The following is a 20,311-nucleotide window of genomic DNA, read 5'->3' as shown; positions in this document are numbered from 1 at the left end:
GTGAGCGGAGCGATCTTAGTTTCCATTGAACTAGATACATACTTTCGCCAATTGGGGTTGATCGTGAGGGCGCCTTTTCGCGAATTTTTTGCGCAAATGACGTGATATTTTCTCACGATCATTATCACGCATGACCTTGTGAATGCAGCGAGCGCTGAAAAACTCTTTCAGTCTCAGCCTCTGGAATGTGTCTTTACCTGTCGCTTTCATGAATACCCTCGTGGCGACACGATTAATTTCCCCATTAGTTGGAGGGTCTTACGCCGCCGGTGCATGCGATAGTGTTCTTCGGAATTGCCCCACGATAGCTTATGCAGAAGCCGAATCCATCAATTTTCAGGTCGATCCCTTTACCATACTTTGGTAGGTAGCAGGATCGGTGTAAAACTCTAGCCAAAAGTAGACTATCCGAGCATTGCTGCCATTTAAATACGACACCTGCCGTATAGCATTGCGTTTGAGTGAAGCTTAATGCTCCCTCATCGGGCCAGGGGGAGAAGCCGTCATGTTGTCGATGAACTTATGGATACCTTTTGCGGTCGCTACGCTAACGTTTGCTTGCATGCCAGGACCCGCAATACTTTACATGACCGCGCAGACCCTTGCGTATGGTCGTAATGCGGGCCTAATGGCTGCTCTCGGCGTTCATCTAGGATGTTACGTGCATATCGTGGGTGCCACGATCGGCCTTGCATCGTTGATGGAACATGCACCGCGGGTCTATATGATTATAAGATTTATCGGCGCCGCATATCTGATCTGGTTGGGAGCCGCCATTTTCTTCGAGTGGAGTAAGAAAGATCAATCCACCAGCCCGACATCAAAAACGTTTCGCGATAGCATTGTAGTTGAAGTTCTCAACCCGAAGACGGCACTTTTCTTCCTCACCTTCCTACCGCAATTTGTACAACCCACAGCCGAAATTCCACTCTGGCTCCAGTTCCTTGTGCTGGGGATGATAGTGAACCTGATTTTCTCAACTGCCGATGTTGTGGCAGTCGCTATTGCTTCATTTGCCTTGGAGCGACTTCGCCACAACAAGGCTGGTTGGTTGGTGCCAAAGGCGTGTGGTACGATACTTGTAGCGTTGGGTGCGTCCCTCGCCAGCTATCACATTTAGCAGAGACAAATGGCGGTTTCTGCGGCAGACAAGGCGACGCTGTATTAAAGTGGCACTGAAGAAGTCAGAAGAACTCCGGTTTGCATCATGCCGGTCATCCCGATTGGGATGAGGATCAGCGGCTGGAGGAATGGTAGATGGTCTGCACGGGATTGATGGTTTGGTAAAAGAACAGAGGAGTTGAAAATCTCACGCTCTCATGAGCAATATCAATCAATGTTTGGGTGACGGTCGGCCAATTTTTCACGCTGCGCAGATAGCTGAGCGATCTTCGCCTGGAGCGTGGCGATCTCCACGTCGATATCCTCAATACGTTCTTCAATAATATCGTAGGATTCTTGTAGTAAAACTTGGGCTTCTGCTGGGTTAGAAGCATTCGGCGTATCACCCCGTAGTGGCTGGTTGGCGGTCTCGGGCAAGAATACGCTGGTGACGATGCCGATTACTGCTGCGCCCATCAGATAATATGCTGGCATGAGTAAATTATTGCTGCTTGCGACCAGCCATGCTGCCAACGTCGGAGTGAGCCCGGCAGCTATTATAGCTATATTGAAGGAGCTCGCCAGGGCGCTGTATCGAATTCGGGCGGGGAATAGAGCAGGTAGGGTTGCCGCCATCACTCCGATCATACAGTTGAGCGCGATTGCCAGGAGCAGCAGCCCGAGGAAGATCTGGGCAGTTTCGTTGCTGGCGATCATCAGAAAGGCGGGAATAGCAACTACGAACAGGGCGATACTGCCAATCAGAATGAAAGGCCGTCTCCCAATGCGGTCGCTAGTGAAGCCGATGAGTGGCTGCACGAAAAGCATGCCGATCATCACTGCGATGATAATCATCACGCCATGATTTTCTGAGTAACCCAAATTACTGGATAGATAGGTCGGCATATAAGTAAGGAGCATGTAATAAGTGATATTGGTCACCAGAACCATGCCTATACAGACGAGCAAGGACCTGCGATACTTGGTGAATATCTCGGTAAATGGCACCGTAGGCCGCTCTTGCAGTGCTGATTTGTCTTCCTGCTCCAAGCGTTCCAATTGCTGGGTAAAAGCCGGGGTTTCTTCGGCAGCATGGCGCAGATAAAGGCCGATAAGTCCAAGCGGCGCCGCAACCAGAAAGGGTACACGCCAACCCCAGCTCAAAAATGCTGCTTCGGACAAGAAGGTCTGTAAAAGAACCACAAAACCCGCACCGAGAACGAAGCCTGCAATAGAACCGAAATCGAGCCAGCTGCCCAATACACCACGCTGGCGGTCAGGTGCATACTCCGCCACAAAAATAGCCGCGCCTGTATACTCCCCGCCTACGGAAAACCCCTGTGCCAGTTTACACAATAATAGCAGTATAGGAGCAAGTATACCAATGCTGTTGTAGCCGGGTATCAGCCCGATACAGAATGTGCTTGCTGCCATGATGATTATAGTGAGCGACAATACTTTTTGTCGGCCAAAGCGATCACCCATGATGCCGAAAAACAGTCCACCGAGTGGACGTATAAGAAAAGGCACCGAGAAAGTCGCGAGCGCTGCAATGGTTTGAATTGCAGGAGAGACTTCAGGAAAAAAGACTTTGCCCAGTGCGAAAGCCACAAAACCATAAACGCCGAAGTCGAACCATTCCATGGTGTTACCTAAGGCAGCGGCCGTGACAGCTTTCTTCAACTTCGATTGATCGACGATTGTGATGTCATCGATTGTCAATGGGGAGGCTTGATTTGTCATATTCAGGTCTCACGGCCGGGGAGTCCAACAGTATCAGTATTTAACACATTTTCCTAACATCAAGCATAAGACTAGAACAGTTGGTTATGTATTCTCGGTGATTGGTGCGCAACGCCCGATGCCGTGCAGAACCAATATGTATTGTCCGGCCTGAACAGGTCAGCAGCACTCAAGCAAGTCAACCGTTAAACACGGAAGTCCATTGCTCATGTCGGCGGTATCGTCGCACTGACTGATACGGTTCACCGCAACTGCTACCAATGTCTAGTCAATTGCCGGCTATTTTCTTGCATGTGAAGTTGGTCTGGCTGCCTTGTCCGGCTGTGGGGCATGCTTCGTTTGGCTGCTGCCGAGGGAAAGGCATTGCCGCCGGGGCTATCATAGTCACTATCGCTGGTGGTTTGCTTTTGGCTTTCCATTATTTGCAGCAGTTTTGACCATCATATTGTTGATGCTGACAAAGCCGTCATTTTAATAGAATGCCACCTTAATAGTGATTGCAGTCTTGCCCTAGCTACCGTTGTCACGGATCAAATTGATCGAGCTGTTCTTTGTTCTTGGCCTTACGTCGAAAGGATCGACCAGGCTCCCTTCGTTCTTCTCGTCCTTCCAAAGAATGCTGCGGCTCTTCAATCTGGTGTTCTCTGGTGCTACTCAAAAACGGACTGGATTCGTCGGTCTGTTTCATCGGAGACCGTATTGATCCGGTGTTCGCTTATCAGTTCGCTGATTATCGCCAGAAAGCGCTTCAGTGTCGGTGACATGTCACCGGCGCGATAGGTAGCATATAAAGGGATTTCCGGTGGCGACGGATGAATTGGTTTGAAAACCACTTCCGGCTGCGCCAGCTGTCGCATGCTGGCGGGCAACAGGGCGACGCCAATATTGGCGCCGACAAGGCTCAGAAGCGATTGCACCTCTACGACCTGCTGGCGAATTGTCGGCGTGAACCCTGCTTTGACACAACACTGATAGAGGAAATCTGCAAATCTCGATTGATGCAGGCCGAACATGACGAACGGCTGATCTTTCAGTTGCATCAAGGAGACGCTGTTCTGGCTGGCGAGAGGATGCGATCTTGGCATGGCTACCATGAGAGCTTCCTTCATGATGATTTCCCGGTGCAGGCCGTCCTGATGCGGCGGCATGCGAAAAAGACAAACATCGATGCGACGCTCAAGCAGTCCCTGTATCTGGAGCGCTGGCGTTAATTCATGGAGCTGCCAGTCGACATCCGGATAACGGCTGGTGAAGATATCGAGCGCTCTGGGAATGATGCCGACCAGCGAAGAACTGATTACGCCAATGTCCAGTCGACCGATGGAGCCTGCTGCTGTCATACGGGTCGTGACAACAGCTTTTTCCAACTGCTGGAAGATCAGCGGAACCTGCTCTTTCAAAGCCATTCCCGCTGCAGTCAGTTCGACATTGTGATGGCTGCGTTTGAACAGCACGACGTCGAGACGGTCCTCCAGTTGTCTGATCTGCTGACTGAGAGGAGGCTGCGACATATTCAAACGGACTGCGGCGCGACCGAAATGGAGCTCTTCCGCGACGACCAGGAAATAACGCAGTGTTCGCAGATCGAACGGTTTCAGATGATTGTAAGCCATATCGAAAACCTCTCGCCAACCGGAACAAACAACACTGTACGTCTCAAAGGGGGAGGGGCGATAGTCCTTGAAAATACGAAACTCTGTTGCCGGACGCGGCTTGATTTCACTGCCGTCTTGCGTTTATGAGACCCATGTCAGGCGTGGGGATGAAGATCTGGGAGATCTTCAAGGGATGCTGACCGGTAAATTCCTTGCCCGTTCAACAAGGCCAGCGGCTTCCCATTTTCGAGGTTTACGTGTTCGATATCATTCTTATCTTCGCTGTTCTCAGCGCAACCATGCTGTTTGACTGGACCAAACAGTCTCCAAACTGATCGCCTGCGGCGGCCACCTTCCCAGAAGAGCTACAGCCGGCCTCAGGGTCGGCTTTTTATTGTGATTTGCTTTCCTGATGGGCGTTTCTGAGCTTCGGCGCCGGATTCGACCATATCGAAATCGTCTCACCATGCGCTGAAAGCGATATTGTACGTCTTACCATCAATGCGGCGATAGTGGGCAGTGACGAAAATCACTGCTGTCGAAATATAAGCCTGCCGTCGCCTGGCGAACGGTTGCCGCACCAAAGGGGGACGCAGTTGGTTTTCTCGAGGATCGGTCCTTCACGACCGGGAAAAGGAGACCAATCAATGATCATCGATACCAGTTGCTATCCGACCAATCTGGTCGATCTGGCCTGGCAGCATGATGGCGATCCGTTCAGCGGCGAGCGCCTGATTCAAATGATGGACGGCCCTTATACGATCAACGGCAAACCACGTCGCATCGACAAGGCGTTCATCCAGCCGCCGCAGGGCAACACCATCTATACGTGGACAGATGGGGAGCTAGACGGGCGTCAGTCCATCGATGCCTATATGGCCTATACGCTTGAAATGGTTCAAAAATACCCGGACCGGTTCATTGGCTGCTTCGTCTATAATCCGCGTTGCGGCGTGCAGAACGGGGTCGAGGCCATTGAGCGCTATGTGAAGGAACATGGTTTCCGCATGATCCAACTGCAAGCCAATATGCATGCATATCGGCCTGACCGTGCCAAGGACTGGCTGCGCCCAGCGCTCGACAAATGCCGGGAACTGGGTGTGCTCGTCAAGCTGCATACCGGTGATGGCCCCTACAGTATTCCGACGGAGTGGATTCCGCTTATCAAGGAATATCCGGACATCAATTTCATCATGGCGCACTTCGGTGTGCAGACCGGAGGGGTCTACTGTTTCGAGCCTTTCCAATGGGCAATGGAATATCCGAACGTGTTCTGTGAAAGCAGCTGGTGTCTGCAGTCGCGTATCGTTGAATTTGCCAAGGATTTGCCGACGCACAAGATCCTTTACGGTTCAGACACGCCGCCTAACGAACCAGGCATGTGGCTGAATCTGCTCGAAGTGCTTTGCCATGAACCGCCGCAAGGGATGAATCTCGACGAGGACACGCTTGAGGATTACCTCGGCAACAATCTCGCCCGAATGTTGGGCATGGAGCCAACTCCTCCGCCCGCCACCTATCAGAATGCAGTCGCAGAACTTGAACGTCATGGCATCGAAAACAAGCACTACCTGGCGACCCTTGCGTAGTTCAGCGGAGAATCCACATGATTATCGATACCCATCTGCATCCAACCAATCTTGTCGATGAGGCCTGGCGTCATACCGGTGAGCCGTTTACCGGCGAACGCATGCTGAAGCTCATGGACGGTCCGTATATGATCAACGGCAAGCCGCGCCGGATCGATATGGGCTTCATTCAGCCGCCGCCCGGAAACACGGGCTACCGTGATGGTAACCGCCGCGGACGCGACGGCATTCGTGACTACATGTCCTATGTCGCCGAGCTTTGCCAAAAATATCCGGACCGCTTCATCGGCAACTTCAACTACAATCCTCGGTGGGGTCCGGAAAACGGCGCTGCGGAACTGGAATTCCATGTCAAGGAATATGGCTTCAAGATGCTGAAGCTGCATTCCAACATGCATGGCTATCGCCCGGACCGCGCACTGGAATGGTTGCGGCCTGCCATGAAGAAATGTGCGGAGCTGGGCGTCGTCGTGCTTATCCATACGGGTGACGGCCCCTATTCGATCCCGACGCAGTTCTATCCCATCATTCGCGAATTTCCGATGGTCAACTTCATCATCGGCCATTTCGGGATACAGACGGGCGGCAACTATTCGTTCGAAGCGTTCTGGATGGCGATGGACACGCCGAATGTCTATTGCGAATCCGGCTGGTGCTTCCAGTCGCGCATCGTGGAGTTTGCAAAGCAGTTGCCGCCGAACAAGATCGTATTCGGTACGGATTCGCCACCGAACAATCCGGGTATGTGGTTGCGCGAGCTGGAGGTTCTGTGTTCGCCGGAGCCGCAGGGTATGAACCTCAGCGAAGATATTCTCGAAGACTATCTGGGCAACAACATAGCCCGTCTCATCGGTATCGAACCCACCAAGCCTCCCAAGGATCTGGCGGAAGCGGAGAAGCGTCTCAAGGCCACCTACGTCTGAGGCGCTGTGCGGGGTGTGCATGCGCACCCCGCACATTTCAGGAAATGACATCGGGAGGAGTCATGAACGGGCTGCATTCAGTCACCAAGACGGGAACACAGGATTTTCAGAGTTTCGCGAACGTCTACCGGCAACTTTATCCCGATGACGTCGTTCATATCCGCGAACCTCTGCAGGACGGCCGCGATGTTACCGCACTGGTGGCGACGCTGGCTGAAAAGGGCAGGACACCGATGCTGGTCTGCGATCAGGTTCCGGGCAGCGAGGTGCCGCTGGTCACGAATGTGTTTGCATCGCGCGAAAGGATCGCCCGCATTTTCGGAACGCGTATTTCCGAGCTGCATGGCGAGTACCAGAAACGCGCCAATGCTCTGATCGAGCCTGAATATGTCGCCGACGGCCCGGTGATGGAACAGGTCGACGAAAGCAAGGACGTCGATCTCGACAAACTTCCGATGATCCGGCATTTCGAGAGTGATCGCGGCCCCTATATCACAAATGCGATCATTGTTGCGAGTGATCCTGAAACCGGCATTGCCAATCTCAGTTATCACAGGTCGATGCGGCACTCCCAGTCGACACTGGCAACGAGCCTGCACTCACGCGGGCATCTATGGCGCATGTATCAGACGGCGCGTGAAACCGGTCGGCCGCTGCCGGTGGCGATGGTGGTTGGGGCGCATCCGCTTTTCATGCTGGCTGCTTCCGCGCGGTTGCCATTCGGTGCAGATGAGCGTGCTGTTGCCGGCGGACTGATGCGCGAGCCGTTGCGTCTGGTCAGAACACCACGCTACGCTATCGGTGTTCCGGCGGCGGCAGAATATGTGCTGGAGGGGTATCTTGATCCCCATGCACATGTCGAGGAAGGACCATTTGGCGAGTTCTCTGGCTATTCTTCGGATCGGTCGACCAATACGCTGTTTCACGTAACGGCTGTCATGCGTCGTCGGACGCCTTGGCTGGTCGATGTCGTGGGCGGTGCGACGGACGAGCATCTCAACCTTGCCCGCCTGCCGCGGGAAGCTGAAATGTTCGAGAAGCTGAAAGCGCGGTTCCCCTCGGTAACGAGGCTGCACTATCCCACCTCCGGAACGCATTTTCACTGCTATGTCGCGTTGAAGCAAAGTCGGCCCGGCGAAGCGCGCCAGGTGATGCTGGGCCTTCTCGGCTGGGACCCCTATCTGAAAACGGTCATAGCCGTCGACGACGATATAGACGTCACGCAGGACAGTCAGGTGTTGTGGGCAATGGCCACACATTTCCAACCGCATCGTGATCTTTTCACGATTGACGGTCTGCCCGGCAGTCCGCTCGATCCATCGTCAAGTTCTGACGGTACGACGTCGCGGCTGGCGCTCGATGCGACGCGAAGCCCTGATTTTCATGGCATTCGTGCCGTGATTGGCGACGATGCGCTCAGGCGTGCGCGCGATCTTCTGGGCGGTCTGACCGGAATAAGACCAACGGGAACACCGTCATGAACGCCGTCTCTCCACGACCACACGACTACCGCCCGCGCATGGTGGTTGGGATCAGCGGTGCGTCAGGCTTCGTCTACGGCTTTCGCCTTCTCGAAATCCTGCAGCAACTCCAGATAGAAACGCATGTTGTGGTGAGCCGGTCGGCGCTTCTGACCATGACCCACGAGACCGACTACAAACTCGCTGATATTCGCGAGCAGGCAAGCTATTTCTACAAATCCGACGATATGGCTGCCAGCATTTCGAGCGGGTCCTTCAGAACCATGGGTATGGTCGTGGTGCCGTGCTCGATGAAAACGCTTGCGGAAATTGCACATGGCCTGTCGGGGAGCCTGATCAGCCGGGCAGCCGATGTCACGTTGAAGGAGCGGCGAAAGCTGGTGCTGCTGGCCCGCGAGACGCCGCTGACGCAGACTCATATCGCCAACATGCTGACCGTCACCCAGATGGGCGCCATCGTGACGCCCCCTGTTCCCGCCTTTTATGCCAGACCCGCAAGCATCGCGGAGATGGTCGATCACACCGTTGGTCGGGTTCTGGATCTTTTCGATCTGGAGACGGGTGGCGTGCGGCGATGGCTCAAAATGCCCTGACAACGATAATCCAAGGGAGAAGAACGATGTTGAAGACAGTCAAGGACAAGATTCCGGTCACCGTGCTTACCGGCTTTCTCGGCTCCGGCAAGACAACGTTGCTGAACTACATTCTGAAGGAAAATCACGGCATGAAGATCGCTGTGATCGAGAACGAGTTCGGGGAAATCGGCATTGATGGCGATCTGGTCGTCGGCAGTACGGAAGAAATCTTCGAAATGACCAATGGCTGCGTCTGTTGTGTGGCCGAGGCACGTGACGATCTTCTGCGGGTTATACGCCAGCTTCTGGCAAGACCGGAACGTCTCGATCATATCATTATCGAGACGAGCGGACTTGCCGATCCTTATCCGGTGGCCCAGACTTTCTTCCTCGATGATCCGATCCGCAATGAAACCAATCTCGACGGAGTCATAACGCTGGTCGACGTCAAACATATTCGCCAGCATCTGGACGATATCCATCTGGATGGCATCGACAATCAGGCGGTCGATCAGATCGTCTGTGCAGACCGTATCGTGCTCAACAAGGTGGACCTGGCACAGGACGCAGATATTGCCGATGTAAGCAGACGCATCCGCCAGCTGAACGAAACTGCGGATATCGTGCTGTCGAGCTATGCGCAGATCGATCTCACCAAGATCCTGGGACTGGCGGCCTTCGATCGCAATCGCAAGATGGCTGCCGAGATCGATTTCGACTGGCACGTGCACAATCATAATCACCATAGTGATGGGCACGTTCATGACCACGAGGATCACGGTCATGAACACGCATGGCTCGGGGATGCCAGCCATACCCATGACACGTCGGTCACGTCCGTCGGTATCGAATTTCCGGGCAATATGGACCCGCAGAAAATTTCGCGATGGGTGCAGGAACTCAAGCGACAGAACAACGAGAATCTGTTTCGAATGAAAGGCATCTTTTCCGTTCAGGACGATGACTATTGCTATGTCCTGCACGGCGTCCACAACGAGATCGAATTCCGCCCCAATCATCCATGGGCAGGGGATGAACGCTCGAACAAGATGATCTTCATCGGGCGCAATCTCGACCGGGCTTCGTTGCAGGCCCGCATAGAAGCATGTCGGGCATAATAACCCGCAATCGACCGGCTTCGGAGCCGGGAGTTTATCTGCTGCATCGCTTGATGCGGGGATAATTTCCGAAGCCGGTTTGATGGAACAGGCAATGAAAACGTCAAGACAAGACGTCACGAAAGGAACGGCCACAAGTCGTTGGAAATTGACTCAATAAGGGGAACAACGATGACATCTGCAATACATCCAGTCGATGAAATATTACCTGCCAAGAAAACACTCACTCTGGCGCTGCAGCACGTTGCGGTGTCCTATGTGGGATCGGTTGCGGTGCCGCTGATTATCGCTAATGCGCTCGGCTTCAGTTCCGAGGAAACTATCCTCCTGATCAGTGCCACCTTCTTCTGTTCAGGTATTGCGACGCTACTGCAAACCATAGGATTCTGGCGTTTCGGCGTCCGTCTTCCGATCATGAACGGGGTCGCCTTTTCCAGTGTCTCGGCCATCATCGCCATCGGCTCCATGCCGGGGGTGGGGATAGCGGGCATTTGCGGTGCCGTGATTGCAGGCGGTATCTTCATCATGCTGATCGCACCGGTTACCGGGCATCTGCGTCGCTTCTTTCCGCCCGTCGTCACGGGCTGCATCGTCACCGCCATCGGCGTGCAGCTTCTGCCGGAAGCCTATCAGTGGGCAGGCGGCGGACGCGGCCAGTCCGATTTTGGCGATCCCGCTTTTCTGGGCGTGGCGTTGCTGGTGTTAATCTTAATCCTTGCCTTCAATCGGTTTGGATCGCCGCTCCTGAAAAACCTGGCTGTGCTTTTCGGTATGGGTGCGGGCGCTCTGGTCGCCTTTCTTCTGGGGATGGGCAATCTCAACGCGGTCGGGGCCGCTCCATGGATGACCGTGCCGACGCCGTTCCATTTCGGACTGCCGACTTTTGCCGTCCTGCCATTTATGACGATTGTGATCGTGATGATCGTCCAGACAGTGGAATCCATGGGGCTGTTCATTTCGATCGGTGAGATTGTCGACAAGGATGTAACGCCTGAACAGGTTGCCGATGGTGTGCGCGCCAACGGCCTTGCTAGTGCAGTTGCGGGCATCTTCGCGGGCTTTCCCTTCATTGCTCACATGGAGAATGTCGGCCTCGTCATTCTAAGCGGTGTACGCAGCCGCTGGGTTGTGGCGCTTTGCGGTTTCATGCTGTGCGTCATCGCCTTCTTTCCTAAGTTTGGTGCAGTCCTTGCGGCGGTGCCTGCACCGGCACTCGGAGGCGCAGCGGTGGCGATGTTCGGCATTGTCGCTGCGGCTGGCATCCAGTCGCTGTCCAAGGTCGATTACGCGAATAATCAGTACAATATCCTGATCGTCGCGTTGACGCTGGCCATCGCTTTCATTCCGATCATGTCACCCAATCTATTCCAGCAACTGCCGGACTGGACGCAGTCCATCCTGCATTCGAGCGTTGTGGTGGCTTGCGTGGTTTCCGTTACGCTAAATCTCGTCCTCAACGGATTGGGCAACAGTAACCAGGCCCATGAAAGCCATCATGACGGTCATCTGGCCGAGGCGAAGTCCCAGACCAACGGTAGTTGAGCATAATCATCTGCGGCGCCGGGCAGAAAGCCCGGCCTGCACACCAGAGGTTCGCACCCGCCCGCTATAGAAGCTGTGGAATACAGGCCTGCGGGGCGGACCCGTTTTAACTTTTCAACTCCATTCAGATAGTGAGGTTCACGATGGATAATCTGTTCCAGCAATCCAACGCGCCGTGCCGCCGCCTTGTCCGGGGAGGTGTGGTTGCTGTCGGCGCCCGCGATGTCCGACAGGCCGACATGTTGATTTCCGAAAAGGGCGTCATCCTGGATATTGCGTCCGACATCGAGCTTGAAGACGACATGCAGCTCATCGATGCGGAAGGCTGCATTGTTTCGCCGGGTCTGGTGGATATGCACCAGCATCTCGACAAAACAGGCGTACTGCGTTTCGCGCCCAACCCGTCGGGCACTTTGCAGGGCGCGCGTGACGCTTTCGCAAAATATGCACGGCAGGCCCCTCCCGACGATATTTTCAAGCGGGCATCCAGAACCATCGAGCGTTGTCTCAGCCGAGGCACCACGGCTATCCGCAGCCATGTGAATGTGGACAAGGATGCGGGCTTCAACGGTATAGAGGCGCTAGCGAAACTACGATCGGACTGGGCCGACCGGGTGAAGCTGCAGCTCGTGGCTTTCATGATCCCGCATCCTGGGCAGGATCTGGACTGGCTGGAGGCCAACATCGATCGCGCGGTCGCGCTGGCCGATGCCGTTGGGGGCACGCCCGCAGTGGCGGAAGACCCGGAGCGTTATCTCGATATCCTGTTCTCCGCTGCGGCGCGCCATGGCCGTCCGATCGACCTGCATCTCGATGAACATCTCAACCCGCAACGCCCGCTTTTTAATGCTGTTTTCGAGCGGGTCCGCCGCTATGGTCTGGAGGCGCGCTCCGTGCTAAGCCATGCTTCGGTTCTGAGTGCTATGGACCGGCCTGATTTCGAAGCGATCCTGGAGCAGATCATCGCGCTGAAGCTCGGTGTTGTCACGCTGCCTGCGGCCAATCTTTATCTACAGGCGCGCGATTGCGACAAGCTGCCGCCACGCGGACTGACGCGGGTGGCCGAGATCGTGCGGGCCGGTGTGCCTATTGCCACTGCTTCCGACAATATCGAAGACCCTTTCGTTCCGACCGGCTCCGGTGACATGCTGGAAATCGCACGATGGACCCTGCTTGCAGGTCATCTCAAGGGCGACGAACTTGCTACCGCCTACGCGATGATTACGGCAATCCCTGCAAAACTCATGGGGCTTAAGGAATATGGCTTGCATCGGGGCGCATGGGCTGATTTTTTTCTCGCCAAAGCCGAAAGCATCGAAGGCTTGGTGGCTGGCGGAACAACGCATTTACGAGTTTTCTCCAATGGAACGCTTGTATCGGAGACACAGATCGCCACGAGGACCCGGGCGAAGACGCAATCCGTCGTGCGTGAACCGGCCTGAAACGTCGCACGCGCCGGGCAATCGCTTGATTTGGAGGAGGACTTGCCATCATTCCCATGAGACGGCAGATGGACCGCGACGGCAGTAGAACAGATTACTCCAAATAGATTATCATACTCACTGCCCGCCATGGCGCTGCGCGTGAAGCCGAGAGCATTCCCTGAAGCATCAAGAATGCGCAAATAAACGCCACGACGGTAGTCGTTATCTGATTATCGCGTAATGAAGCCCGGAGTGTTCTCTTCATTCTTTCTTGTCACAGGCTCGACATAGTGTCACTGCGGCTGAAGCTAGCGAGGAGACGCTTTCTTTAGGATGACCAGGCACAGTGAAGGCGACCAACAGAGCGGATCGTGCCATATTTCTGCTTGACTGTGAATGGGCTGGTAATCCCCCCGTTTTTAACGGGGCTCGTCAGTAGAATTCACGCGGCCATTTTCAGTTTCTGTGCGGGCGTTACTCCGCCGATGCCCATATTGGGACGTTCGTTGTTGTAGGTCCATAGCCACTGCGTGGCAAATTCCTGCGCCTCCTCAATGCTTTCGATGATGTATTGGTCGAGCCACTCATTCCGAACGGTGCGATTGTAGCGCTCGACATACGCATTCTGTTGTGGCTTGCCGGGTTGGATATGGCTCAAGGCGATGCCTTGGTTGGCAGCCCACTCCATCAGTTTGCCACTGACGTATTCCGGCCCATTATCAACACGAATTGCGAATGGTTTGCCGCGCCATTCGATGATCTGGTTGAGGCTGCGGATGACGCGTTCAGCAGGCAGCGAGAAGTCTACTTCAATGCCCAAACCTTCGCGGTTGAAGTCGTCCAGGACGTTCAGCAGCCGGAATTGCCTTCCATCCTCCAGCCGGTCGGCCATGAAATCCATGGACCAGACCATATTCGGCGCATCTGGCACGGTCAGAGCATCGGGCTTGTCCCGCTTCAACCGCTTGCGCGGCTTGATCCTGAGGTTCAATTCAAGCTCACGATAGATGCGGTAAACGCGTTTATGGTTCCAGTGATGCCCCCGGACATTGCGCAGATAAAGGAAACACAGACCGAAGCCCCAGGTCTTCTTTTCCCGCGTCAGTCCGATCAGGAGATCGGCAATCTGCTCGTTCTCGTCGTTCAGCCTGGCGCTGTAACGATAACATGTCTCACTGACCTCGAAGGTGCGGCAGGCAAGCGCAACGCTCACCCCTCGCAACGCCACTGCTTTCTCGGCCATCTCCCGGCGTTGAGATGGCCGCGTCACTTTTTTCCAAGAGCCTCTTTGAGCAGTTCCGCTTGCATGCTTATCTCCGCATACATCTTCTTCAGGCGACGGTTCTCGTCCTCCAGAGCCTTCATCTGGCTGATCATCGAGGCATCCATGCCACCGTATTTGGATCGCCATTTGTAGAATGACGCAGTGCTCATTCCATGTTCCCGGCATAACTCGGGTACAGGAACGCCGCCTTCCGCCTGGCGAAGGATGGCAAGGATTTGCGGTTCGCTGAATCTGCTCGTCTTCATCAAAATCTCCTCGATCATATAGCCCGAGAAAATTCTACTTTTGAAGTCCGTTATTTGGCGGGGGATTACCAATTCTGTTATAACTATTTATATGGATTATTAATTTTGGAAATTTATTTCCTTTAGGGGAATCGGATTCTATTTAAATGATTGCTTCGAACACTCGCCAACCTACAGAATTCAATTTCCTAAAACGGAACGCAATGACGAAGATGAACGAAGTGTGCTCAATGGTGGTTATACGAAATTAAACTTGACTATTATAGTCATATATAAGATGAGGAGCGGGCGAGCTGCCAGAGCAGCGACGCACCAGTTCGTCATCCCCCATTTGACTGGTTTCAAGCAATGTGGAATTTGCATCGTCTTTTCCAGAACCATGCCCGGGAGTTGAACCGGTTCTTTCGGCGCAGGGGGCACAATGCGGAAACGGCTGCCGATTTGACGCAGGATACATTCGTCCGGGTGCTGACTGCGACACCACAAAAGGACGGCAATCCGCGTGCCTATCTGCATCAGGTTGCGCGTAACCTGTCGATCGACTTGTATCGGCGCGAACGGCTGTTCCAGCAGTCCGATCTAGCAGAAGACGAATGGCAGCGACTTGCCGATAACACGCCGACGCCCGAAGCGGTCGTCTATGACCGGCAGCGTCTGGCGATCATCGAAAGCGCGCTCCTGGAACTGCCTGAAAAGACACGCAGGGCCTTCGAGATGCATCGTCTCGACGAGAAGACGATCACCGAAGTCGCGTCGGAGCTTGATCTTTCCGTATCGCGGACATGGACGCTCATCAAGCGCGCCTATCTGCACCTGCGCGCGCGGCTCAAGGAAGATGTCTCTTTTTGATCGCCGTTCTTCCGCTGGCAGGTGAAAATTCCCGCCGCTCGTCCGTTTCACCCATTATAGAGAGATTACTCCGGCTTGCGGAGTTGCAGCGCCACGAGGAACTATTCGTTCATGGATGAAAAACTGTCGAAAAGCGAAAGGCTGTTCGAGGAGGCGCTCGACCTCGTCATCCGTATGCAGGACGACCCCGGCAATCCGGTCGCGCATGACCTTGTCGCCCGCTGGCGTGCCCGCAGCCCCGATCATGAAACCGCTTGGCGCGAGGCAATGGAAATTCACGACATGGCCGGAAAGGTAATGCAGGCGCAACGCAATAGCGCGGCTGGCAAGGCGATGTCGCGCCGCTCGGTTCTATTCGGCGGCATGGCTGGTCTGACGGTGATTGGCGCAGGCGCAATACTAGGACCACAGTTGGTCCTGCAAGTGCGCGCCGATTATGTGACGGCCACCGCCGAATTGCGCCGGCTCGCACTCAAGGACGGAACGCAGGTGACGCTCGGTCCGGACAGCGCCATCCGGTCGCGCTTCGGCGACCAATATCGCCGCGTAGAGCTTCTGGCAGGCATGGCCTTCTTCGATGTCGCACCCGATACGGCACGGCCCTTCCAGGTGACGACGGGCGACCTGGTGGTGACGACGCTGGGAACGGCGTTCGACGTTAGTAACGATGCGGGTTACCTCGCCGTTTCCGTCGATTACGGCGCGGTGGATGTGAAGGTTCGGGCGGCGGGCTTGCCCACGCAGCCGCCGGTTGGCGCAGGTGAATGGCTGTCCTTCGATCCCCGCAGTTCCAGCTTTGAGCGCGGTGTTCGCGATGTCAGCCAGATCGCGGCATGGCGGGAAGGGCTGCTGGTGGCGGATCGCGATACCATCGCCTCGGTCGTTGCCCGTATTGCGCGGTGGAAATCGGGCCGTGTCGTGCTGGCCCAGTCGGATTTTGGCGCTGAGCGCATCTCTGGCGTGTTCGATCTCAACCAGCCGCTGTCGGCACTGGAAGCGGTGGTCGAACCCTATGGTGGCAAGGTTCGTCAGATCTCGCCGTGGCTCACGATTATTTCCACTATCTGATTTTTTCCCTCTTTTTTAGAAATCAGGGGAGAAAATTGCGCCCGCCCGTCCGTTTCAGACATCAGGGCCGGAAGTTAGCTGCTGCCATACGACTGCCCATTTCCATAAATGGCGGATTGGAGTGGTTGAGCTATGGGGCTTGATGTCAATATTCGGGTTGGGCGGCAGTTCGGACGGCAATTTGGAATCGGTATTCTGACGACGGCGCTTCTGGGATCGACCTGTGTCGTCGCACTTTCATTGGCGGCAAGTGTCGCCGCGCATGCCCAGACCGCGAGGCAGACCTCGTTCAACATACCCGCCGGGTCCCTTTCGGGCGCGCTTGCCACCTTCGGCAAGCAGGCGGGTTTGCAGGTCACCTATCTGCCGGAGCTAGCCTCTGCCAAGCGCTCTGCGGGCGTTTCCGGCACGATGACATCGCAACAGGCGCTGACAAGGCTTCTGTCGGGGTCGGGCATTTCCTACCGGTTCACCGGCAGCGGAACGATTGCGCTTTCTGGCCAGACAGTTGGCGGACAGGCGCCGCTCGATGTGGGCGGGACGACGCTTCTCGACACGATCACGGTTACGAGTGGCGGGGGCATCGCCGCGCAGGATGCGCCTTACGAAACACCGGCGGCCACTTCGCACATTTCAGCTGAGACCATCGAGCGGTTCAGGGGATCCAGCCCTGCCGATATTTTCCGCGGAACGCCGGGCGTGATGTCGGGCGAGGCGCGCAATGGTGCAGGCGCGGTTGATGTCAATATTCGCGGCATGCAGGGCTTTGGACGGGTTGCCACCACGATTGATGGCGCGGAAAACGGCATCACCGTCTATCAAGGGTATCAGGGTCTTTCCAACCGTACCTATATCGATCCCGATTTTATCGGCGGCATCGATGTGAGCAAGGGATCGGATGCCGCGTCGCGCGGCATTGCCGGTAGCGTCGCCATCCGTACATTGAATGCGGACGATATCGTCAAGCCGGGCGACACCTGGGGCATCCGGGTGAAGGGCGAATATGTCGGAAATTCCTCGACGCCGCATGGTGACGCCAAGGGCGGTTATCAGTGGCCCTATTCCCCGAGGGACAATCCGGTGACCATTCCTTCCGGCGATGGCTTGGACAGGCCGTCCCTTCTTTCGCCAACTGCCGGTTCAGGCAGCATTGTCGCAGCCATGAAGGAGGAGAACTACGACCTCTTTGCGGGCTATGCCTATCGCAAGCGCGGCAATTATCATGCGGGCAAGCACGGCCCATCGGCAGAGCCGGTCAATGTCGGGCCGCGAAGGGTGTGCAACACTTCGGGAACATGGTGCGAAAACTGGCCGTCCTATGTCGAAAACGGCGGCCTCACGAATTATCGCGCCGGGGAAGAGGTGCTGAACACGCAGCTCCAAACAGAATCCTATCTGACCAAGGGGACGTTCCGCTTCGACGGCGGCCACGAGCTTCAGCTCGGCTATACCGGTTTTCGCAGCGAAGCGGGCGATCTTCTCGCCTCGCGCTTCACCGACGATCGCAGCCAGCCGGTTCAGCAGGAGCAGACATCGGGCGCAAAGCTCGATACGGGCACGCTGCGCTATCGCTGGAATCCGGACGACAACGATCTGATCGACATGAAGGCCAATGTCTGGCTGACCAGGCTCGAATTGCGCAATCCGCGACGCGGCTCGCCGATCCCGACTTCGGAATCCGTTGGCCTTCCTTCCAGTTACAGGACCGGTGCAGACACGGTCATGTGGGGCGGCGATATATCCAATACGTCAAGTTTCGATCTGAGCCGCTACGGTTCGGTCGATCTTACCTATGGTGTTTCCTATCTCAACGAGGATACCAAGCCGAGCGGCTATACCGATCTGCTGGAAGGCTGGCTGAAACTTCCCAACGTCTCCCGTGAAGAAGCTGCCGTCTACACCAAGTTGGGTTACAAGCCGGTGGACTGGCTGACACTGAATGCGGGCTTGCGATATTCGCATTACTCCTCACATAACCGAGGCGAGAGCTCCAATGTGGAAGAGGAGCCGAGCAATCGTTCGCAAGGCGGAATAAGCCCGACGGCGGGCGTCGTGGTCGAGCCTTTCGACGGGGCGCAGCTCTACGTCAACTATTCCAATGCGCTGCGTTTCCCGAGCACGGTCGAATCCATGGGTGTTTTCACCGTGATCCAGCCGGACCTTGCTCCCGAACGGGGCAATAACTGGGATATCGGCGCAAATCTCAAGCGGAACGATGTTTTCCAGAGCGATGATACGCTCATGATGAAGCTCGGTTATTTCAACTGGGACATCAAGAACTATATTTCCCGCGAATGGTGGAGTAGCCCTCTCGGTTACTCCAGCATGCGGATTCACAATATCGACCGGGCCCGCTTTTCAGGTCTGGAATTCTCGAGCCGGTACGAAGCCGGAGGTTTCACCGCCGATCTGTCGGCCAACTATTATCTCGATGTGGAGTTTTGCCGCACGGCAGATACATGCGGTAACAAGTCGCTTTATGGAGACTATGCGACCAACCATGTTCCGCCGAAATATTCCGTCGATCTGACACTGTCGCAGAAAATGCTGGAAGACAGGCTGACACTTGGCGGGCGCGTTTCCTATATCGGTCCGCGTGCCATCGGCCATGGTGATGTGACGGCGACGGGCGCCAGCGAATTCATCTCGCAGACGCGATGGAAGCCTTATGCGCTGGTGGATGTTTTTGCCGAGTACAAGGTTACCGACAGCCTGACCGCGACAGCTCGCATCGAAAATCTAACGGATCAATACTATGTCGATCCGTTGGGGCTGGTGAACCAGCCCGGACCGGGCCGCACTTTCTATGCAGGCTTGACGAGCACGTTCGGCGGTGACCAGAAACTGCCGCAACTATCGCCCTTCTCCCGCTGGCAGGGCACTGCGCCGCGCGTCGACTGGACCGGGTTCTATGCCGGTGTCCATACCGGCATGTCATCGGGGCGGAATTGGGGCACCACCACGGCGCTCAACGGTAGCGCCGACCCCATTTCCGCCTCTGAATCGGCAGATCGCGGCTTCGGTACCGCGCCGCTCTATGGCGCTCAGGCCGGTTACAACTACCAGCTCGGCAACCGGCTCGTGCTCGGCATAGAAGCCGATGTTAGCAAGACACGTATGCGTGGTTCGCAGACGGCCATGATGCAGGAGGAATGGCTTCAGCCGATCAATGACGTGGCGGGCATCCAGTCAGTGACCCATTACGACATCGACTGGACCGGTTCGGTTCGCGGCCGTCTCGGCTATGCGCTCGAAAATCGCTGGCTCGTCTACGGTACTGCAGGCGTTGCCTTCCTGCATGAAAGACAGACCCGCGATCAATATCGCTACACGCAGGACATGATGGGCCAGAAAGACACGGCCATGTTTGCCGTCGACCAGTCCTCGGGAACGCGCGCTGGCCTGACGGTCGGCGGCGGCGTGGAATACGCAATCAACGACCGCTGGTCGGTAAAGGCGGACTACACGTACAGCCGGTATGGAAACCGCAGCTTCAATTTCGAAAACGGACGCGCGGGAACCAGCGGCAACTACACCACGACCGAGCAGGTCGGGACGGAGATGGTGCCGCCGGAGCCATTCATCTGCGAAATCCTCGGGGGGGAATTCTGCGAGCCGAGCGAGCGCCCGATTTACGAAACCGTCGAACATCAGGGAAGTTCCGGTGTCGTGAATGGACGCAAGGCATCGAACTCTCTCGATACGCACACCGTGAAGGTTGGTCTCAATTTCCACTTTTAGGCTGAAATGCGGAACGACGGAAGTTCGCAAGG

15 protein-coding genes are annotated in these 20,311 nt (G+C 55.6%); 12 read left to right on the top strand and 3 right to left on the bottom strand.

Features of this window, described 5'->3' with window-relative positions; translation table 11 throughout:
• Window positions 1-505: 505 nt before the first annotated feature.
• Window positions 506-1,120: a LysE family translocator gene (locus tag LJ361_RS10690; RefSeq protein ID WP_036577792.1), complete on the top strand. Its 615-nt coding sequence runs from the start codon at window positions 506-508 to the stop codon at window positions 1,118-1,120.
• 209 nt (window positions 1,121-1,329) lie between these two features.
• On the opposite strand, the gene proP is transcribed toward LJ361_RS10690, so the two are convergent.
• Entirely contained in the window at window positions 1,330-2,844 is a 1,515-nt protein-coding gene (gene proP, locus LJ361_RS10685; RefSeq protein WP_010660441.1) for a glycine betaine/L-proline transporter ProP, read from the bottom strand.
• Window positions 2,845-3,157: 313 nt separating this feature from the next.
• Here proP and LJ361_RS23590 point away from each other — a divergent pair, with 313 nt between their 5' ends.
• Window positions 3,158-3,319, top strand: coding sequence for a DUF2269 family protein (locus tag LJ361_RS23590; protein ID WP_226622774.1), 162 nt, complete (start codon window positions 3,158-3,160; stop codon window positions 3,317-3,319).
• A gap of 175 nt (window positions 3,320-3,494) precedes the next feature.
• Here the strand turns inward: LJ361_RS23590 and LJ361_RS10675 are convergent, their stop codons facing one another.
• Window positions 3,495-4,457: a LysR substrate-binding domain-containing protein gene (locus LJ361_RS10675; protein ID WP_122241733.1), complete on the bottom strand. Its 963-nt coding sequence runs from the start codon at window positions 4,455-4,457 to the stop codon at window positions 3,495-3,497.
• 629 nt (window positions 4,458-5,086) lie between these two features.
• Between LJ361_RS10675 and LJ361_RS10670 the strand changes: the two genes are divergently transcribed.
• The 7 genes from LJ361_RS10670 to LJ361_RS10640 all read left to right on the top strand — a co-directional run bounded on the left by LJ361_RS10670 (window position 5,087) and on the right by LJ361_RS10640 (window position 13,109).
• Window positions 5,087-6,028, top strand: a complete 942-nt coding sequence (locus tag LJ361_RS10670) for an amidohydrolase family protein (protein ID WP_010660439.1) — start codon at window positions 5,087-5,089, stop codon at window positions 6,026-6,028.
• A 17-nt stretch (window positions 6,029-6,045) separates the two neighbouring features.
• Window positions 6,046-6,951: an amidohydrolase family protein gene (locus tag LJ361_RS10665; protein ID WP_010660438.1), complete on the top strand. Its 906-nt coding sequence runs from the start codon at window positions 6,046-6,048 to the stop codon at window positions 6,949-6,951.
• A 62-nt stretch (window positions 6,952-7,013) separates the two neighbouring features.
• Window positions 7,014-8,432 (top strand): UbiD family decarboxylase, encoded by a 1,419-nt coding sequence (locus tag LJ361_RS10660; protein ID WP_151612459.1) that lies wholly within the window; start codon window positions 7,014-7,016, stop codon window positions 8,430-8,432.
• On the top strand, window positions 8,429-9,025 hold the full coding sequence (locus LJ361_RS10655) for a UbiX family flavin prenyltransferase (protein ID WP_051129070.1): 597 nt from the start codon (window positions 8,429-8,431) through the stop codon (window positions 9,023-9,025). The genes LJ361_RS10660 and LJ361_RS10655 overlap by 4 nt, the downstream gene beginning before the upstream one ends.
• Window positions 9,026-9,051: 26 nt before the next feature.
• Window positions 9,052-10,125: a CobW family GTP-binding protein gene (locus LJ361_RS10650; RefSeq protein ID WP_036577799.1), complete on the top strand. Its 1,074-nt coding sequence runs from the start codon at window positions 9,052-9,054 to the stop codon at window positions 10,123-10,125.
• Between the two features lie 171 nt (window positions 10,126-10,296).
• The gene (locus tag LJ361_RS10645; RefSeq protein ID WP_036577801.1) at window positions 10,297-11,667 is read left to right on the top strand and encodes a nucleobase:cation symporter-2 family protein; all 1,371 of its coding nucleotides are present in this window, start codon (window positions 10,297-10,299) and stop codon (window positions 11,665-11,667) included.
• Window positions 11,668-11,810: 143 nt separating this feature from the next.
• Window positions 11,811-13,109 (top strand): amidohydrolase family protein, encoded by a 1,299-nt coding sequence (locus tag LJ361_RS10640; protein WP_122241737.1) that lies wholly within the window; start codon window positions 11,811-11,813, stop codon window positions 13,107-13,109.
• Window positions 13,110-13,533: 424 nt separating this feature from the next.
• Here LJ361_RS10640 and LJ361_RS10635 read toward each other — a convergent pair.
• A protein-coding gene (locus tag LJ361_RS10635) for an IS3 family transposase (protein WP_264813484.1) occupies window positions 13,534-14,621 on the bottom strand; the annotation gives its coding sequence in 2 pieces (ribosomal slippage) (window positions 13,534-14,360 and window positions 14,360-14,621; 1,089 coding nt in all).
• A gap of 348 nt (window positions 14,622-14,969) precedes the next feature.
• On the opposite strand from LJ361_RS10635, the gene LJ361_RS10630 reads away from it, so the two are divergent.
• From LJ361_RS10630 to LJ361_RS10620, 3 genes are all read left to right on the top strand, one after another.
• On the top strand, window positions 14,970-15,470 hold the full coding sequence (locus LJ361_RS10630) for an RNA polymerase sigma factor (protein WP_094515198.1): 501 nt from the start codon (window positions 14,970-14,972) through the stop codon (window positions 15,468-15,470).
• A 111-nt stretch (window positions 15,471-15,581) separates the two neighbouring features.
• Window positions 15,582-16,538 (top strand): FecR family protein, encoded by a 957-nt coding sequence (locus LJ361_RS10625; protein WP_094515199.1) that lies wholly within the window; start codon window positions 15,582-15,584, stop codon window positions 16,536-16,538.
• 132 nt (window positions 16,539-16,670) lie between these two features.
• The gene (locus LJ361_RS10620) at window positions 16,671-20,279 is read left to right on the top strand and encodes a TonB-dependent receptor domain-containing protein (RefSeq protein WP_264813483.1); all 3,609 of its coding nucleotides are present in this window, start codon (window positions 16,671-16,673) and stop codon (window positions 20,277-20,279) included.
• The last annotated feature ends 32 nt before the right edge of the window (window positions 20,280-20,311 follow it).

The organism is Brucella sp. JSBI001 (genome assembly GCF_026014005.1).
GTDB lineage: Bacteria > Pseudomonadota > Alphaproteobacteria > Rhizobiales > Rhizobiaceae > Brucella > Brucella anthropi.
Note: the sequence above shows the minus strand (reverse complement) of the source record. Positions and strands in the feature narration are given on the sequence as shown.

What these genes read in the sequence shown, in the direction of transcription:
- LJ361_RS10690 (WP_036577792.1), top strand. Translation starts at nt 506, where the DNA reads ATGTTGTCGATGAACTTATGGATACCTTTTGCGGTCGCTACGCTAACG.
- proP (WP_010660441.1), bottom strand. Translation starts at nt 2,844, where the DNA reads ATGACAAATCAAGCCTCCCCATTGACAATCGATGACATCACAATCGTC.
- LJ361_RS10675 (WP_122241733.1), bottom strand. Translation starts at nt 4,457, where the DNA reads ATGGCTTACAATCATCTGAAACCGTTCGATCTGCGAACACTGCGTTAT.
- LJ361_RS10670 (WP_010660439.1), top strand. Translation starts at nt 5,087, where the DNA reads ATGATCATCGATACCAGTTGCTATCCGACCAATCTGGTCGATCTGGCC.
- LJ361_RS10665 (WP_010660438.1), top strand. Translation starts at nt 6,046, where the DNA reads ATGATTATCGATACCCATCTGCATCCAACCAATCTTGTCGATGAGGCC.
- LJ361_RS10660 (WP_151612459.1), top strand. Translation starts at nt 7,014, where the DNA reads ATGAACGGGCTGCATTCAGTCACCAAGACGGGAACACAGGATTTTCAG.
- LJ361_RS10655 (WP_051129070.1), top strand. Translation starts at nt 8,429, where the DNA reads ATGAACGCCGTCTCTCCACGACCACACGACTACCGCCCGCGCATGGTG.
- LJ361_RS10650 (WP_036577799.1), top strand. Translation starts at nt 9,052, where the DNA reads ATGTTGAAGACAGTCAAGGACAAGATTCCGGTCACCGTGCTTACCGGC.
- LJ361_RS10645 (WP_036577801.1), top strand. Translation starts at nt 10,297, where the DNA reads ATGACATCTGCAATACATCCAGTCGATGAAATATTACCTGCCAAGAAA.
- LJ361_RS10640 (WP_122241737.1), top strand. Translation starts at nt 11,811, where the DNA reads ATGGATAATCTGTTCCAGCAATCCAACGCGCCGTGCCGCCGCCTTGTC.
- LJ361_RS10630 (WP_094515198.1), top strand. Translation starts at nt 14,970, where the DNA reads ATGTGGAATTTGCATCGTCTTTTCCAGAACCATGCCCGGGAGTTGAAC.
- LJ361_RS10625 (WP_094515199.1), top strand. Translation starts at nt 15,582, where the DNA reads ATGGATGAAAAACTGTCGAAAAGCGAAAGGCTGTTCGAGGAGGCGCTC.
- LJ361_RS10620 (WP_264813483.1), top strand. Translation starts at nt 16,671, where the DNA reads ATGGGGCTTGATGTCAATATTCGGGTTGGGCGGCAGTTCGGACGGCAA.